Origin of the sequence: Oceanihabitans sp. 2_MG-2023, assembly GCF_030547245.1 — a bacterium.
Taxonomy (GTDB): domain Bacteria; phylum Bacteroidota; class Bacteroidia; order Flavobacteriales; family Flavobacteriaceae; genus Oceanihabitans.
The window spans coordinates 142079-158466 of the sequence record NZ_JAUOQT010000001.1 but is presented as its reverse complement, the minus strand read 5'-3'; the positions used below and the strand labels follow the sequence as shown (position 1 = coordinate 158466).

The window sequence follows — 16388 nt, the reverse complement described above, 5'->3', positions numbered from 1 at the left end:
ATAAAAATGAAAAAAACACTAGTCTTAGCAATCGCATTAGTAATTAATTTTGCTGGTTTTTCTCAAGAAGAAGACCAAAATGAAGGAAGCAATATTCAAACTTATACACCTTCTAAATTATTAAAAAAAGGACAATGGGATATCAAGTTTTTTAATAGCCTGTATACACAAACAAAAACTACAGGTGATGGTACAGGAAAATCTTTTGATATTGATAGACAAAATTTTTTCACAAATACCACAGAGGTTTATACAGGAATAAGTAAAAATTCTAGAATAAATGTAGGTTTAATTATTCAGGTTAGAGCAAATAATTATGGAGGACAGGACGCCTTTAGTGTTTTTGATTTTGAAAACAATGGAATAGACTCTAGAAGTGGTTTAACAACTATTGCTCCTTCTATACGTGTACAACCTTTTGCTAGTGTGCCTAATTTCTCTTTTACAAGTTCTGTATACTTTGCCGTTTTTGAAGATAAAGATGTACCAGCATATTTAGATAAGAGAAGTACTTTTTGGGAAACGAAATTTTTCTATGATAAGACTTTTGGTGGTGGAGACTGGCAGATATTTACAGAAGCCGATTTTGGTTTTAATTTTGGAGAAACTACTACAGATGCCTTAGAAAGTGGCGATGCTGTTAATGTGGGGGAGCGTTTTGCTAATAATAGTTTGTTTTTGCCTGTAAGTGCATTTCTAAGTTATTTTCCATCTTCTAAATCTACATTATTTGTAAATGCCCAACAAGCCTTTTTAATGGATCTAGGAAATGAATTTGAACAAAATTATACCCAATTAGGTTTTGGTGGGAAATACCAATTAACGCAAGCATTAAACATAGAAGCTTCTTATGGTAAAATTGTAAGAGGAAATAATTTTCAAGGTTTAGGAAGCACTTTTAGTTTAGGACTTAGAGCATTATTGTAAAATACGTTTAATAATGAATACATGCATTCTCCCGCTGTATTAGCGGGATCTTTTTCTTATATTTCATGAATAATTTGAAAGAATGAAATACTGTAATTTTTTTTTAGTTTTTCTATGCTGTGCGTTGCAATCCTGCACATCGCAAACAAAAATTAATGGCGTAAGTTTTGTTGCTTCTAGAACTGCTGTTACAGAAGAACATGTAAACCCTGTAGCCGAAATTCATGCCAATTATGCAGCAGTAATGCCTTTTGGGTTTATTAGGGATCTAAATAATCCCGAAGTTGTCTACAACACTAAAAGGCAATGGTATGGAGAAAGTAGAGTTGGTGTAGAGCAGTATGCTAAAAGCTTAGAGGCTAAAGGCATAAAAATAATGATTAAGCCTCAAATTTGGGTTTCAAGAGGACAATTTACAGGTTATATTAAAATGGAAAGCGAAGCCGATTGGCAAAAACTTGAAACATCGTATTCTAGTTTTATATTGGAATATGCCAAATTAGCCGAAGAAATCCATGCAGATATTTTTTGCATTGGCACAGAATTAGAACAATTTGTAAATCATAGACCTGAGTATTGGAATACTTTAATTATTGCTATTAAAAAGATATATAAAGGAAAACTCACTTATGCAGCCAATTGGGACGAATTTAAAAGAACCCCTTTCTGGAATGCATTAGACTATATTGGAGTAGACGCTTATTTCCCTGTTAGTGAAAGTAAAACACCAACTATAGAAGAATGCTTAGAAGGTTGGAAAACACATAAGCCAATAATTAAAGAGATTGCTGATGCTTATAATAAACCAATATTATTTACCGAATATGGATACCGAAGTGTCGATTTTGCAGGGAAAGAACCTTGGAATTCCGATAGAAGTATGGATACTGTAAATTTTGAAGCACAGAATAATACTACTAAAGCGCTGTTTGACACTTTTTGGAAAGAAGATTGGTTTGCTGGAGGTTTTTTATGGAAATGGTTTCACGATCATGAAAATGTAGGTGGCGAAAATAATAGTCAATTTACCCCTCAAAATAAACCAGTAGAAGGTATCATTAAAGCACATTTTGAATCCAATAAATGAAAATAACTTATATAGCATTTATACTTTTTTTTTCTTTGTTCTCGGCTTTTTCTTTAGCACAAGAGCAAACAGTTTTAGATGTGAAAGTACAAGGAAACAAAAAACTGAAGTCTTCATTAATAAAAAAAATATCTAAAGCACAAGCAGGTAAAGTTTTAGACTCTATGATTTTAGAGGAAGATATAAAACGCTTAAAACGTTTACCTGCAGTATCGCATGCCTATTATCAAGTTTTTCATTCTCACGATAATAGTTATAATGTGTTTTATACTATAGAAGAGAATTTTACTATTATTCCATCATTAAGTATCTACACAACTAATGATGATGAATTTGCATATCGTATTGGTTTGTATGAATTTAATACTCTAGGCCAAAACATTATTTTTGGAGGTTTTTATCAAAAAGATATATTTAGTTCTTATGGTATAAACCTTAGAGCACCTTTTTTATTTAGTCGAGCCTTTGGTTTGGCAGTTAACCATCAAGATTTAAATACAGAAGAACCTGTTTTTTTTAATAATACTTCAGCAAATTACAAGTATAAAAATAAATCCTATGAGGTTTTAACACTATATCAACCTAATTTTAATAATCGTTTTGAAGTAGGTCTTAACTATTTTCTTGAAGAATATAAGTATTTAAATGGAGCAACAAGCCCTTCGGTTCCACAGGGGTTTTCCGTAAAAAAGCTATTGTATAAAGGGATTTATGAATATAATAATTTAGACTATTATTACCAATATGTGTCTGGATTTAAAAGTTTGTTTAATTTTCAATATGTAACTTCTACTAGTAAAGATGTATCCAACTTTTTAATTGGATGGAATGATTTTCATTTTTATAAAAGAATAGGTAACAAAGGAAATTGGGCAAATAGATTGCGTCTTGGTTTATCTAGTAATGATAAAACACCATTTGCACCTTTTTCTGTAGATAATAATGTGAATTTAAGAGGCGTTGGTAATACGATTGATAGAGGTACAGGTGCTATTGTTGTTAATACCGAATATAGACAAACACTATTAGACAAAAATTGGTTTGCAATTCAAGGAAATGCTTTCGTCGATGCCGGTACTTGGCGAAATCCTGGTGGTGATTTAAGTGATTTTAGTAAGTCAAAAAATATTAGAGTTTTTTCTGGTATTGGTTTTAGACTAATACATAAGCGTATTTTTAATGCTATTTTTAGAATAGATTATGGTTTCGGAATTACAAAAGGAGAAACACAAGGTCTGGTTTTTGGTATCGGACAGTATTTTTAGTAATCAAAGATCATAAAATTAAAGATTTATTAAAGTAATATTACCTGCATTTTAAAAAAGGAATACCAATATTTACTGTTCGTTATCAATTTTACAATAGAATTATTAAATGAAACATTATAGAACACTGGCAATTGGAGATATTCATGGCGGGCTAAAAGCATTAGAACAACTATTGAGTCGTATTGAAATAACGACAGATGATGCTTTTATTTTTTTAGGAGACTATGTAGATGGTTGGAGTGAGGCAGCACAAGTGATTCAGTTTCTAATAGAGTTTTCAAAACAAAATCATTGTACGTTTATAAAAGGAAACCATGATCTTTGGTGTGAACAATGGTTAGAAACAGGCAGTATTAATCAAACCTGGTTGATTCATGGAGGAAAAGAAACCATAGAGAGTTATAAAACCTTCTCTGAGAACGATAAAAAAATACATCTCCAGTTTTTTAAAAACATGCGACTTTGTATGTTGGATGATAAACAACGGCTGTTTTTACACGCAGGATTTACCTCACCACATGGTATTGGAAGAGAGATGAATAAAGCAACTTTTTATACCGATAGAACACTTTGGGAAATGGTACTAGCTATGGATAAAAGTATTACAAAGAATTCTTTATTGTATCCAAATAGGTTAAAGCATTATTTCGAAATTTATATTGGACATACTCCAACTACAAATTTTAATTTAGATGTTCCCACCAATGCTGTAAATGTTTGGAATGTAGATACTGGTGTGGCCTTTAAAGGCAAGCTTTCTGCATTAAATATTGATACTAAGGCTTATTTTCAAAGTGATCCTGTGTATACCTTATATCCTAATGAAAAAGGAAGGAATAAATAGAATGTTTTAAGCAATATGTTTTTTGTAATAGGCATATAAATCTTCTGCTGAAGCACCAAACCCTTTTTTGATATAAATCATTAAAAAGTGATATTGTAATTTCCAAACCCCATGTTTTTTATACAATCTTGCTGAGGTTCTTATTTTTTTATTTAGCACAATAAATTCCTTTTTAGCATACAGTTTATTTATTAAAATAATGTCTTCATAAATAACATAGTTTTCACTAAAACCTCCAATACTATTAAATAAATCCTTAGTAATAAACAGACTTTGATCTCCTCCTCTACAGGCTTTCCAATTAAATTTTGTAAACCAACTCGCCAAACGTAACCACCAATGATTGCTGTTAAATTGCATCCTGAAACAACCTGCTAGGTTGTTGTTTTTTACAGCATTAATAATGTGTTGGTCAAAGTTTTTTGGCGGAAAAGAGTCTGCATGTAAAAAGTAAAGAATGTTTCCGGAAGCATGTTTTGCACCAAGATTCATTTGTTTTGCTCTTCCTTTTTCTGAAGGAATTATTTGAATGCCCGGTTGCATGTAGTCGTTACCTATTAAAGACTTCTCAACTACTTTCGAGATGCTAGTTTTAAAATTACGAACTATTTCTTGAGACCCATCTGTGCTTCCTCCATCCACAACAAGTATTTCAATATTATTTTTTCGAGAAATATTTTCATATAAATGGGATAGCAGATTTTTAATAGTATCTGATTCGTTTAATATTGGAATGAGGATAGAAATTTTATTCATTCAAATCCCAATTGTAATCTTTATAACTCTTTTTTGCGTTGGAAGAAATATTTATTTCTGTATAAGTGTTTAAGAAATCAATAAGATTCCCGTTTTGTTTAAAATCTTTAGAAAACCATTGAAAAATTTTTGAAATCTTAATAGTATTTGAAGAAATCTCGTTTCGATTATTATCTGCTAAAAAACCTTTGGTAGCCGCTGTTAATTGTGCTTCTAATTTACTTGCAGTAAAAGCTTCGTTTTGTAATTTCGGACAAGAATATGATGCGCAAACAATTGCAAAATGTATTCTTGGTTCTTCCATTTTTCGTAAAATTTGATGCTCAATTTCATCAAGATTATACCATTTATTGCCAAGTTTCCATAAGCGTTGCTCCCACGGGTCTTTAATATCTTTAATGCTCTTTACGGGATAATTTCTAATAATTAAATCTACGGTCATAGCATTGTAGGCATTTATCCAATATGCTAGTTTATCTTCTTTTGTCCATGCTTCATTTGGCATGTTATCAGCTAAAGAATCTATGTAAATACGTAATTCGGTTGAGTTTTTTTTAAAGGATACGTAGTTTACATTACCAGTTTCGGTTACATTTTTATGTAATAATGTATTCCATGTTTCGTGGTTAAAAGTTTCTTTAACATTATGTTCTATACTGTTTGCTACTTCTAATTTAGCTGGTTGAGGTGATTCGGGTATTTCGTTTTTAATAAGTTCTTCAACTTCAACTTCAACTTCAACTTCAGGTGTACCCTCTTGGGCTTTTATAGTAGTAGTTTCTTCTTTTACATTCTCGTTGTTGTTTACTATTTGTTTTGTAGAGGAACAAGAACTGATTAGAATAGCAAAAAAAATCAGACTAAAATATTTCATAGTATTTGTTTCTCTATTCGTCAAAACTTATCGAGTTACCTTACACAAGAGGTGCGTTATTTAGAAGTGTTTTTATTTATAGGATATATTTCTTGACTAATAAAATCTTTTGGAAAATTTTCGTCACCTTCAAAACCAAGTTCGATATCTCTACCATCATAAGGAATGTGGTTTGTTTTAAAAATGTAATCCCAAATACTTAATGTAATTCCGTAATTAATTCCATATGTAACCCCTTCTGGTAATTCTTTTACATGGTGCCAGATATGCATTTTAGGATTGTTAAAAACATATTTTAATACACCGTAATCCCAACCTAAATTTGCATGATTTAAATGTCCAATAGTAATCGCAAAAAAGTGAACGATTGCAACATCTTGTGCGTCAAAACCACCAATAATTGCTAGCGGAATGTATAGCATAGATTTATAGAGTACTGGCTCCATCCAATGGTAGCGTAAGTGTGCAGCAAAGCCCATTTCTTTTACAGAATGGTGTACTTTATGAAAGTTCCAAAACATGGGTACGCGATGTAGTAATCGATGCGTATTCCACTGCATAAAATCACTAACCAAAAAGAAAATAAATAAGCCTAATGCTCTTGGTAAGTTATCTACATCAAATAATTGGAAGCTAAAAATAGATAGATTAAAAGCACCTAAAATATCATCAAAAAAAGCAGCTGCTGTATTCGATAAGGCAATAAGAACAATTAGATTTAGCAAAAAGAAATTGAAAAACATGTAAAAGGTGTCTAACCAAAAATCTTTTCTAAAAATAGATTGATTTTTTCGCCATGGAAATGCAATTTCTAACCCCCAAACCACTAAAGAAATAATTATTAATCCGTAAAAATAATTGTCCCAATGGTTAATAGAAATTAGTTCATTTTTTAGGTAGTTAAAATACCCAGAATAGGAATTTTTTATGATGTCTATGTATTTTTCCATGTGATGCTTCAGTCGAAAATGTAAGGTAAAAATAACATTTTTTTATTTTCGTTTTCTTTTACGTCATTTCTTAAATCAATAGAGCCATTAGAGAAATAAATAGTTTGTTTCTCTAATGGCTATTAGATAGTATTAAGATTTAATCTAAGACTATTTCTTTTATAGATTTTTTATTAATTCTTTAAATAATGTAATCATGTTTGGTTCTGCTTTTGCAGCCATGGCAATAATTTCATCAATGTTTACTGGTTTTAGGTTTTCTGGATCACATTCATCTGTTAAGACAGAAACTGCGGCAGCTTTTAAATTTAAATGATTTGCAACAATAATTTCTGGAACGGTACTCATACCAACAGCATCTGCACCAATAATTTTTAACATTCTATATTCTGCTCTAGTTTCTAATTGCGGACCTACAACACTAGCGTAAACACCTTCGTGTAGTTTTATATTATTTGCTGTTGCAATAGCTTTAAAACTTTCATTAATGTTTGCATCATAAGGAGCGCTCATGTCTGTAAAACGTTCTCCAAGTTCTGAAACTCCTTTAAACGCTAGAGGAGAGCTACCTTGAAGATTTATATGGTCTTCAATGAGCATCAACTCCCCTTTTTTAAAGTTGGTGTTTATTGCACCAGAAGCATTAGAAACTAATAAGGTTGTTATACCTAGTTTTTCCATAATACGAACAGGGTAGGTGACATCTTGTAGTGAGTAACCTTCATATATATGAAAACGGCCTTGCATTACTATTACTTTTTTACCTTCTAATTCTCCATAGATAAGTTTTCCTTTGTGAAACTCTACTGTAGCTGTTGGAAAATTTGGAATATGATTATAGCTTACTTCTTTTAAAATGTTTATTTCCTTTAAAAGTTGCCCAAGTCCTGTGCCAAGAATAATTCCTATTTCTGGTTTTTCAAAACCTTTTTCTTGAAGATATTCTACGGTTTCGTTTATATATTTAATCATGTGTAATTAATAGTTTTTTTAATGTGGAATTATGTTCCATATCTTCAAAAGTATCAATATCATTTAACTTTTCCAGATGGTAGGTCTTAAAATTTTGTAAATCTTTTATGGTGTTATTAAAAACCGTATCTGTTCCCCATTCTTTTGTTTCAAAAACGGAAGGTAATATTGTTTTCATTCCTAAAAGATAATATCCTCCATCTTCAGCAGGACCAATAACTGCATCGTTTTTATCTAAGGCTTTAAAAGCTTCGTTTAGGTGTTTGGGTTGTAAGTCGAATAAATCACTACCAACAATGACAATTTTTTTATATCCAGCAGCAAAACCTGCCTTAAAAGCATTTTGCATTCTAACACCTAAATCGTTTCCTTGTTGTTGGTGTTTTTGGTAGGTTTTGTTATCCCAAATATCCTTTTCTCTAATGCTAACCGAGTAATACACCGCTTTGTCGCTGTCTATGTTTCTAATGGTTTTTTCGGTGTGTTCTAATAAAAAGGTGTAGATGTTTAAAGCAGATTGGTCTCCAATCGTTTTTGCTAATCGTGTTTTTACCTTACCTAATTCTGGATTTCTAGTAAATGTAATGATTAAATTTTTGTGCATTTAGTTGCTTTACGTTTGGTTTAATTGGATTTGTTTTTTTTCTTCTTTTTTTTAGGAGTTTCTTCATAAATTTTTTCTCCTTTTTCTAGCCATTTACTCCATTCTTTATTGAAGGTGTGAATCTTTTCTGTTTCTTTTTCTTCGGAATCGATCACGCTAAAATCTTTGTTTTTCCATTCAAAAATACCTCCATATAAATTGTAGACATTAGTATATCCTGCTTCTTTTAGTTTTTTACCAACGGTTTCACTTCTAATACCTAAAGAACAATAGACCACAATTTTTTCGTCTTTATTAGGATATTGTTTTTCTACGGAAGCAATATCAAAATGATCATAACCAACAGAAACAGCATCTTTTAAATGACTTACCTCATATTCTTTTGGCTCTCTAGTATCTAATAATATAGCGTTAGTTTTTGGCATGGCGAGCTCTTCTACACTAATGTATGGAATGCCTTTGTCATTATATTGTTTTAATAAATCTTCAAGATTTTTTTGTGCTAGCATTGCTGTAGATAAAAAAGTGAAAAGAATAATTAATGTATATTTCATGTGTGTTGTTTTTTGCATTATAATGTTATCCCAAAACCTTGTAATCCACTTTCGATTGCAGGTAAAATTTCTGTATTATCCCAAATTCCAGTAACAATAGTTCTGGCATATTCTTCTGGTAGAAAACCGTTACTCATTAATGTGTTGGTTAACTTGTAATTATAGTCGAGATTGTGATGTGTAAATTTCATTTCGCCATGTACTTCTTCTAAAATTGCATACCATACTTGTGGTGTTCCATCGTTTGCTGGCATACCAATTACACCAGGATTTAACCATAATTTATTGTTTTTTTGCTGATAAAAAGGTAAACCACAATGTCCAGCAACAATAACATCACTATTGGTTGCTTCTATTGTTCTTTGTTTGATAGACCAATCTGTAGATTTGAAGATAAATTCAGATACATTAAAATAGTCACCATGTACAACCGTTACTTTTTTATTTGCATAGTTAAAAGTGATGTGATCTGGAAAAGTAGCTAAATAATCTATAGCATTTTTACTAAGCTTACTTTGGGCAAATGGATACCATAATTTTGAAAAGCCATCACAACGTGAACCTGCAGTGAAATCACATCCACAATCTGCTTCACCTTCTGTTAATTGAATTTCTACATTTCCTAAAATGCTTTTTGCTTTCCATAGTTTTAAAAGTTGAACCGTTTCTTCAGGTTCCGCACAATAGCCAACAATGTCTCCTGTACAAATACAGTTTTCTGGTACAATTCCTTTTTGTTCAGCAACAGCTTTAAGGGCTTCTAAAGCTTGAAGATTGCTATAAATACCACCAAAAAGTAATACTTTACCGTTTAATGTACCAATATGTTTTATTTTTTTATCCATCTAGGAACGAAATATATAAGGTTACAACAAAAAATTCCCCAAACATTAATCCAAAGTAGGTCTGCATAGCGGCCTTTAGTAAAAATTAAAGCATTAGGAAAAGCTTTAAATATTAATAATAAACCAAAAAGTATACCACAACCAATACTTAGGTAAAAGCTAATTTTTGGTACTTCATATTTCCAGAATAAGAAAATGGGTGTAAGTCCGATAACCATCGTTCCAGAAATAGTAGTTGCGGATAGTATTTCAGCATTAAAAAAGATTGGAATGGTACCCAATACCGCAATACCAACCATTGCTAACCTTCCAAAAGTTATGTTTTTTCCTAGACCCAAATCGACTGCTAATAATTTAGAAAAGGAGGAAAAAGTGGAATCTAATGTTGATGCTGCAGAGGTAATCATGATAAAGTTTATTACTAGTAATATTACTAAACCAAATGCTTTACCTACTTGAACAGCTGCCTGTCCTTTTATGCCTTGTGTTTTTGCATATACACCAATCAAACTAAAAAGAACAATGCATAATGCACCAAAAAAGCTAGCCCATAAAAAACTTTTCCTAGTCACTTTTGGGGAGCTAATAAAAGCTCTATCTGTTAAAACAGGATCATGAAATGGATAGCTAAAGGACTGAATAATTGCTGCAAAAAATAAATTTAAACCCAATTCAAAACTCCAAGTTCCAGAAGTTGTTATGTTTTTTGCGGTAAAGGTTTCCACCGAAAAAATAGTGTAAAGAATTATAATTAGTAATACCGAAAATAAAACCATCTGTATGACATCTGAAAAAATAGAACTACTTAAACCACCTTTTATAGCGTAGCTAAGGGTTAGTACAGTAAATACAATTATTGCAGTATAATAACTGGTACTTCCTGTTTCCCCAAAATAAGAACCTATAACCATGGTGTTACTCCATACCTCATTAAACAATCTAATAATGATTAGAAAGGTGAATATAGCAACTGCTTTCTTGCCAAATTTACTAGTTAAAAAATCATGTATACTTGTGTAACCTCCTTTGGTTCGTAATTGGTAAATCAGTACACCTGCAACGGCAAAACTCAAGTAGTATCCTGCATACGCAACACCACCAACAAGTCCGAAATCTAAACCTAAATTAGCAGCAACGGTAATACTTTTTGCAAAAATCCAAGAGATTATTAAGCTACCTGTTAACACTAAAACGTTTGGTGACTTTTTGTTATGCGTTGCTTTAAAAAAAGCATCTGTTGTTTTTGCATACGGAGATAGTAAAAACAAGATTAAACTTGATCCTACAACTAAAAGCCATTGCCAATTTTCTGTACTCATAAATTATTTTTCCTTTTAATTTTCATTCCACCAAACCGGAAAATTAATATCATTACCATTAGTTGCTGTTGCCGCTTGGTTATAATTTTCTGCATTTAAGGCTTCTTCTTCTGCGGGATATGGCATTCTAACTGGAATTAATCCATTATTCAAACTTGCTGAAATAGCATTAAATTCAGGGAAACCTGTACGGTTATATTCTATCCATCCTTCATACCCATTAATTAGATTTGCAATCCACTTCTGTGTAATTATTTGTTGTAATGGTGTTGTCCCTACTGCATTAAAAGCTGCATTCCCTGTTAAATAGCTAGCAGGTAATTCGGTTTGCCAGTATTCAAAAGCTTGAATAATTCCAGTTTCGTATAACTCTTGTGCGTTAGCAGAAATATATCCTTTAGTTGCGGCTTCTGCTAAAATAAAATAGACTTCCCAGGACGTCATGAAATTAGCATCTAAAACCGAAGTGTCTTCTCTAAAAGCGCTTCCTCCTAAAGAATAATCTGCTAAAACAATAGAAGTAGAAGCAGCATCAATACCATTAATTAGTCCGTTAAATTGGTTAGAAGTTGCGTTTTCAAAAGGTTTGAAAAAGGTGTTTATTCTATCGTCATTTAAGTGGGATAAAATTTCTTCCATCGTTTTAGATAGTACAAAGTTATTGAAATCTCCAACGCGTAATTGTGCTAACCTAAAGCTATTAGGATCTGTGTTTGTATAGTTGAAAATTGCATTTTCGGCTGTGGTTGAAATAAAAAGACCTTCGTTATACAGGTTTTGTATGTCTTCAGAAACCTCTATTTTGCTTGAAATTCTTAGTAAATATTTTAGTTTTAAACTATTTGCAAATTTGATCCATGCGTTTAAATCGCCATTAAATAAAATATCTCCTTCTAACGGAATAGATAAATTATAGTTTTCAATGGCAGCAATACCTTTATCTAGATTATCTAAAATCCCTCCTTCTTCTAAGTAGATAGCTTCTTGTGTGTCATAGGTTGGAGTTACTGTTAAATCTATACCGTTAAAAGCTTCAAAATAAGGAACGTCACCAAATAAATCGGTTAAACCAGCAGCCATATATGCTTTTAAAATTAAAGCAGGACCTTCATAAACTTGAAAGGTTGCAGTAGATCTAGATTGGTTTAAAATAATTTCATTATCTCGTAAGTTGGTATAAAAAATTGGCCAAGGATTCCCACCTAATTGTGGTGATTTTAATGCGTGTCTATCAAATAAATTAAAATCTAAAGCGGTTCTATGTTGCGCTAATAAATCGCCAGCAACAAAACCTTCGTAGCTCATATTTTCTCCAAAATCGTATATAACTTGACGTAGTAATAAACTAGGTTGTACGGTGTTTGGCGCATTAGGATTGGTGTTAGTCTCTTCAAAATCTTTGGTGCAACTTGTAGCTAAAACAAGAGTAAAAAAGCTAAATATATATAGTATGTTTTTCATGGTGTCTCTATTAAAAATTTAAACTTGCTTTTAATCCAAAACTACGGGATGTTGCATAACTCATGTCTTCTACACCACTAATAAAACCGTTTCCTTGAACTGCTAGTTGTTCTGGGTCAAAATGCGGATTTTCGGTAATAGCAAAGAGGTTTTTTCCAATTAAAGAAATACCAATGTCCCCTCCATCTTTTAATCCTAAAAAACCTTCTTTTACATTAAAAGTATAGCCAATAGAAAATTGTCTTAGTTTTAAGTAGGAAGCATCATAGACGTTGTTTTCTTCGTGGTTTCTGTCGTAGTACTGTCTGTAATAACTTTCTGCAGAAATAGCTACTGTGTTAGGTTGTCCAGATTGTGTAACACCTTCGGCAATAATACCTTCTTCTGGTCTATATTCGGTTTCCGCTAGTTGTCCGCCAACATTTCCTAAAGCACTTGTTCTAGAAACTATTTCGCCACCTTGTCTCCAATCCAATAAAAAGCCTGCGGTCCAATTTTTATAGCTAAAATTGTTATTCCATCCTAAAGTAAAATCGGGGTTGTAGTTTCCTAATTTTTGAAGGTTATTATCTGCAATAAAGTTTCCATTATCATCAATAATAAATTGTTCGTTTTCATTTTTCAAATACCCAGTTCCGTATATATCTCCAATTTGTCCACCTTCCTCTACTTGAAACCAAACGGTTTGATCTGCGCTATCATAAATTCGGCTGTATGCCAAAGTTAGACGACCATTTTCTTGCGGTAACTCTTCAATAGTAGCTTCGTTTTTTGCAAAATTAAAAGTGCTATTCCATTTAAAATTTGCATTTCTAATAGGAGTGAATCCTGCAATGATTTCTATTCCTGAAGCTTTTACTTTTCCTCCATTAACCACTTGTTGTTCATAGCCTGAGGAAATAGGAATTGGTAGTGAAATAATTTGGTCTTTTGTAGTTGCATGGTAGTATGTGAAATCAAAACGAATTTTATCTTTTAAGAAGCGTAGATCTGCTCCAAATTCATAACTAGTGGTACTTTCTGGTTTTAGATTAGCATTAGGAATAAAATCTTGATTACTAAATGTAGGTTCACTATTAAAAGTGGTTTGCGAAATGAATGCGCCTGAAGTTTGATACGGATCGGTATCATTACCAACTTGAGCAATACTAGCTCTTAGCTTTGCAAAAGATACTGCTTTAGGAAGTTCGATAACATTAGATAGAATAAAACTTGCGGAAGCAGAAGGATAGAAAAAAGAAGTGCCATCTACCGAAAAAGGTGTAGCTAAAGCACTAGACCAATCGTTACGACCAGTAATATCTAAAAACAGAAAATCTTTGTAGCCTAATTTGGCAATACCATAAAAAGAATTAATACGTTTTTCTGATGTAAACTGAAAGACTTCAATAGGAGAAGCTGCATTGTTTAAATTGAAAATTCCAGGTTGTGCTAAGCTAACCGTTTGTGATTGTTTTGTTGATGCATTTTGGTTTAATCGGTTTCCACCAATAGATACATCTACTTTAAAATCACTAAAGGAATTGTTGTAGTTTAATAAAAAATCAGTATTAACTTCTCTGTAAAAGACATCGTGTTCTGCGTAAGCTCCATTTTGAAAACGATTACTAGAATAGGCACGTTTTAGTATTCTTTTTTCAGAAGAATAATCCATTCCTGTTCTAACTTGTAGATTGAAATGCTCTGTGAATTCCTGCTTAATAGCAAGGTTTCCAAACACACGATCTCTATCAAAACTATTGGTGTTTTCATATAAAATAAAATACGGATTATCAAAAAACGTATAGTTAAAACTATATTGTTGTACGCCTTCTAAACCAGGTTGCCAATAGTTTTTTAAACTGTTAATGTTTAAGCTTCGTGGTCCCCAAGCAACCAAACTATAATTTACGTTTTCGCTTCCGTAACCATTAGAGGGTCTATTATCACTAGTAGCATTTGTATACGATATAGAAGTAGAAATGCTTGTTTTTTTAGTAGGCTCAAAGTTCAGTTTTGCAGCAACCGTTTGTCTGTCTAAATTCACACCGGGAATAATAGATTCGCTTCGTAAATCTGTAAAAGATAAACGATAATCACCAGTGTCAAATCCGTTAGCAATTGCAATATTATTTATGGTTGTAATTCCAGTTTGGTAAAAATCTTTTAAGTTATCTGGATTCGATTGAAACAAAGTAGGTGTAATCGCATCGCCAGAGTATAAGGCGGTATCTCCACCACGAACAATAGTTCCGTTTGCAAGTGTTACAGGGCTATTAAATTGCGGAACAAAAATACCTGCATCTAATTGTGGTCCCCAAGAATAGGTGATGTTGTCATTAATACCTCCTCCAAGACCATCTACATATTCAAACTGTCCAGAATTACCTTGTCCGTAACTATTTTGAAAGTCAGGCAATCTAAAAGCATTTTCAATAAATAGAGAAGAATTAATGCTAATACCTAGTCCTTTAGTTTTTTTACCATCTTTGGTTTTAATTACAATAACTCCGTTAGAAGCTCGTGTACCATATAAAGCAGCAGCACTTGGTCCTTTCAATACAGAAACCTCTTCAATGTCATCTGCATTTACTTCCATGGCGCCATTTCCGAAATCTATTTCTTGAAAACCAGCAGCAGCTTCGTTCGTAAAGTTAAAAACGGTATTATTATTAATAGGTATACCATCTACAACAAAAAGTGGATTGTTATTAGAAAAGGAAGATTCTCCTCTAATGGTTATTTTTGAGGATGACCCAACACCTGTTGCACCTTGAGAAACAGTTACGCCTGCTAATTTCCCTGCTAAATTATCTATAAAATTTACAGATTTCACCTCGTTAATGGCTTTGCTTTTTATAGATTGTACTACGTATCCTAATTCTTTGGTGTCTCTTTCTAACCCTAAAGCAGTAATAACTACCTCGTCTAAACTAGAGGTGTCTTCTATTAAAGTCACATTAATTACCATTTGTTTATCTATTAAAATTTGTTGTGTTTTAAAACCTATAAAAGAAAAAGTTAGACTTTGTGTTTGATCTAAAATGCTAATGGAATACTGTCCGTTTTCATCCGATATAGTACCATTATTTTGGCTAGCTAAGATGTTTACGTAAGGTAATGTTTGTCCGTCTTGTGCACGAATTGTTCCAGTAATTGTAGTTTGTGCAAAGCTAAATGTACATACAAAAAGCAAAGCACATAAGTAAATGTGTTTCATTAAAAAAAGATTAGTTTCCGTGATATATTGGCTAAAAGCCTTTAGTTTTTAATAGAAACTAATAGAGGAGATCCTTTGTTAAAATAGCAATTGTTGCCTTGTAATCTATAAAAATTGGATAGGTATATAGGTATCGCCTTCGCGGAAATACAGAGTCGTAATAATAGTGTTTTTAGTTCTTTAGAAACCGTTTTGAAGCTGTTTAAAATAATTTTCACATCGTGAAAAGAATCGATGTCTTTTAAGGTTTCTAAAATTTGGAATTCATTTTGACTAGAAACGAATAACCTTAAGGTTGCTGTTTTTAATGTAGGAGTTTGCCACGGTAGTTTTATAAATGCTTCCGCTTTAAAGCAAGCTTTTGTTAAACCCATTAAATAAAAGCCGCCATCTTGCGAAGGACCAAATACACATTGGTTGTGAATTAGTTTTCGGTTGGCTTGCTTTAAATGTTTCGCTTTTAAATGTGGGGTATCGTTTCCTATAGAAATAACGTTAGTAAAACCTTTATCAAAAATCGCTTGAATGGCATTGCTAAATCGAGAGCCAAAGTTGGTGCCTTGTTGTTCTGTTTCGGTAAAATGAAAAAAGGGTAAACCTGTTTTTTTAACTTTCTTAATCGTATCGTTTGTAAGTGTTTCAAACAATTTGCTATCTGAAAAAGATTTGCGTTTGGCATCTTCTTTTGCAGAATTAGAAAAAATTAAAATTGCAGTTTTATTAGTCAT

The 16388-nt window shown here is 32.1% G+C and carries 15 protein-coding genes; 4 read left to right on the top strand and 11 right to left on the bottom strand.

Features of this window, described 5'->3' with window-relative positions; genetic code table 11:
* Window positions 1-6: 6 nt before the first annotated feature.
* The 4 genes from Q4512_RS00650 to Q4512_RS00635 all read left to right on the top strand — a co-directional run bounded on the left by Q4512_RS00650 (window position 7) and on the right by Q4512_RS00635 (window position 4126).
* The gene (locus Q4512_RS00650; RefSeq protein WP_303420532.1) at window positions 7-927 is read left to right on the top strand and encodes a hypothetical protein; all 921 of its coding nucleotides are present in this window, start codon (window positions 7-9) and stop codon (window positions 925-927) included.
* A gap of 82 nt (window positions 928-1009) precedes the next feature.
* Window positions 1010-2014: a glycoside hydrolase family 113 gene (locus Q4512_RS00645; RefSeq protein ID WP_303420530.1), complete on the top strand. Its 1005-nt coding sequence runs from the start codon at window positions 1010-1012 to the stop codon at window positions 2012-2014.
* Window positions 2011-3279 (top strand): outer membrane protein assembly factor, encoded by a 1269-nt coding sequence (locus Q4512_RS00640; protein WP_303420528.1) that lies wholly within the window; start codon window positions 2011-2013, stop codon window positions 3277-3279. Before Q4512_RS00645 ends, Q4512_RS00640 begins: the two co-directional genes overlap by 4 nt.
* 109 nt (window positions 3280-3388) lie before the next feature.
* Window positions 3389-4126, top strand: a complete 738-nt coding sequence (locus tag Q4512_RS00635) for a metallophosphoesterase family protein (protein ID WP_303420527.1) — start codon at window positions 3389-3391, stop codon at window positions 4124-4126.
* A 6-nt stretch (window positions 4127-4132) separates the two neighbouring features.
* Here Q4512_RS00635 and Q4512_RS00630 read toward each other — a convergent pair whose 3' ends face one another.
* The 11 genes from Q4512_RS00630 to Q4512_RS00580 all read right to left on the bottom strand — a co-directional run bounded on the left by Q4512_RS00630 (window position 4133) and on the right by Q4512_RS00580 (window position 16388).
* A complete protein-coding gene (locus Q4512_RS00630) occupies window positions 4133-4882 on the bottom strand; it encodes a TIGR04283 family arsenosugar biosynthesis glycosyltransferase (RefSeq protein WP_303420525.1) in 750 nt (249 codons plus the stop codon).
* Window positions 4875-5756, bottom strand: coding sequence for a DUF547 domain-containing protein (locus Q4512_RS00625; RefSeq protein ID WP_303420524.1), 882 nt, complete (start codon window positions 5754-5756; stop codon window positions 4875-4877). Before Q4512_RS00625 ends, Q4512_RS00630 begins: the two co-directional genes overlap by 8 nt.
* A 56-nt stretch (window positions 5757-5812) precedes the next feature.
* Window positions 5813-6706, bottom strand: coding sequence for a sterol desaturase family protein (locus Q4512_RS00620; protein WP_303420522.1), 894 nt, complete (start codon window positions 6704-6706; stop codon window positions 5813-5815).
* A 159-nt stretch (window positions 6707-6865) separates the two neighbouring features.
* A complete protein-coding gene (locus Q4512_RS00615; protein ID WP_303420520.1) occupies window positions 6866-7678 on the bottom strand; it encodes a purine-nucleoside phosphorylase in 813 nt (270 codons plus the stop codon).
* A complete protein-coding gene (locus Q4512_RS00610) occupies window positions 7671-8282 on the bottom strand; it encodes a TIGR04282 family arsenosugar biosynthesis glycosyltransferase (RefSeq protein WP_303420518.1) in 612 nt (203 codons plus the stop codon). The genes Q4512_RS00615 and Q4512_RS00610 overlap by 8 nt, the downstream gene beginning before the upstream one ends.
* A gap of 20 nt (window positions 8283-8302) precedes the next feature.
* The gene (locus Q4512_RS00605) at window positions 8303-8836 is read right to left on the bottom strand and encodes a rhodanese-like domain-containing protein (RefSeq protein ID WP_303420516.1); all 534 of its coding nucleotides are present in this window, start codon (window positions 8834-8836) and stop codon (window positions 8303-8305) included.
* Window positions 8837-8853: 17 nt separating this feature from the next.
* Window positions 8854-9681, bottom strand: a complete 828-nt coding sequence (locus tag Q4512_RS00600; RefSeq protein WP_303420514.1) for a metallophosphoesterase — start codon at window positions 9679-9681, stop codon at window positions 8854-8856.
* Window positions 9666-11000 (bottom strand): sodium:solute symporter, encoded by a 1335-nt coding sequence (locus Q4512_RS00595; protein WP_303420512.1) that lies wholly within the window; start codon window positions 10998-11000, stop codon window positions 9666-9668. Before Q4512_RS00595 ends, Q4512_RS00600 begins: the two co-directional genes overlap by 16 nt.
* 15 nt (window positions 11001-11015) lie before the next feature.
* Complete coding sequence (locus Q4512_RS00590) at window positions 11016-12461, bottom strand: SusD/RagB family nutrient-binding outer membrane lipoprotein (protein ID WP_303420510.1); 1446 nt, start codon at window positions 12459-12461, stop codon at window positions 11016-11018.
* Window positions 12462-12471: 10 nt separating this feature from the next.
* Window positions 12472-15660: a SusC/RagA family TonB-linked outer membrane protein gene (locus Q4512_RS00585; RefSeq protein ID WP_303420509.1), complete on the bottom strand. Its 3189-nt coding sequence runs from the start codon at window positions 15658-15660 to the stop codon at window positions 12472-12474.
* 41 nt (window positions 15661-15701) lie between these two features.
* Window positions 15702-16388: a DUF2064 domain-containing protein gene (locus Q4512_RS00580; RefSeq protein WP_303420508.1), complete on the bottom strand. Its 687-nt coding sequence runs from the start codon at window positions 16386-16388 to the stop codon at window positions 15702-15704.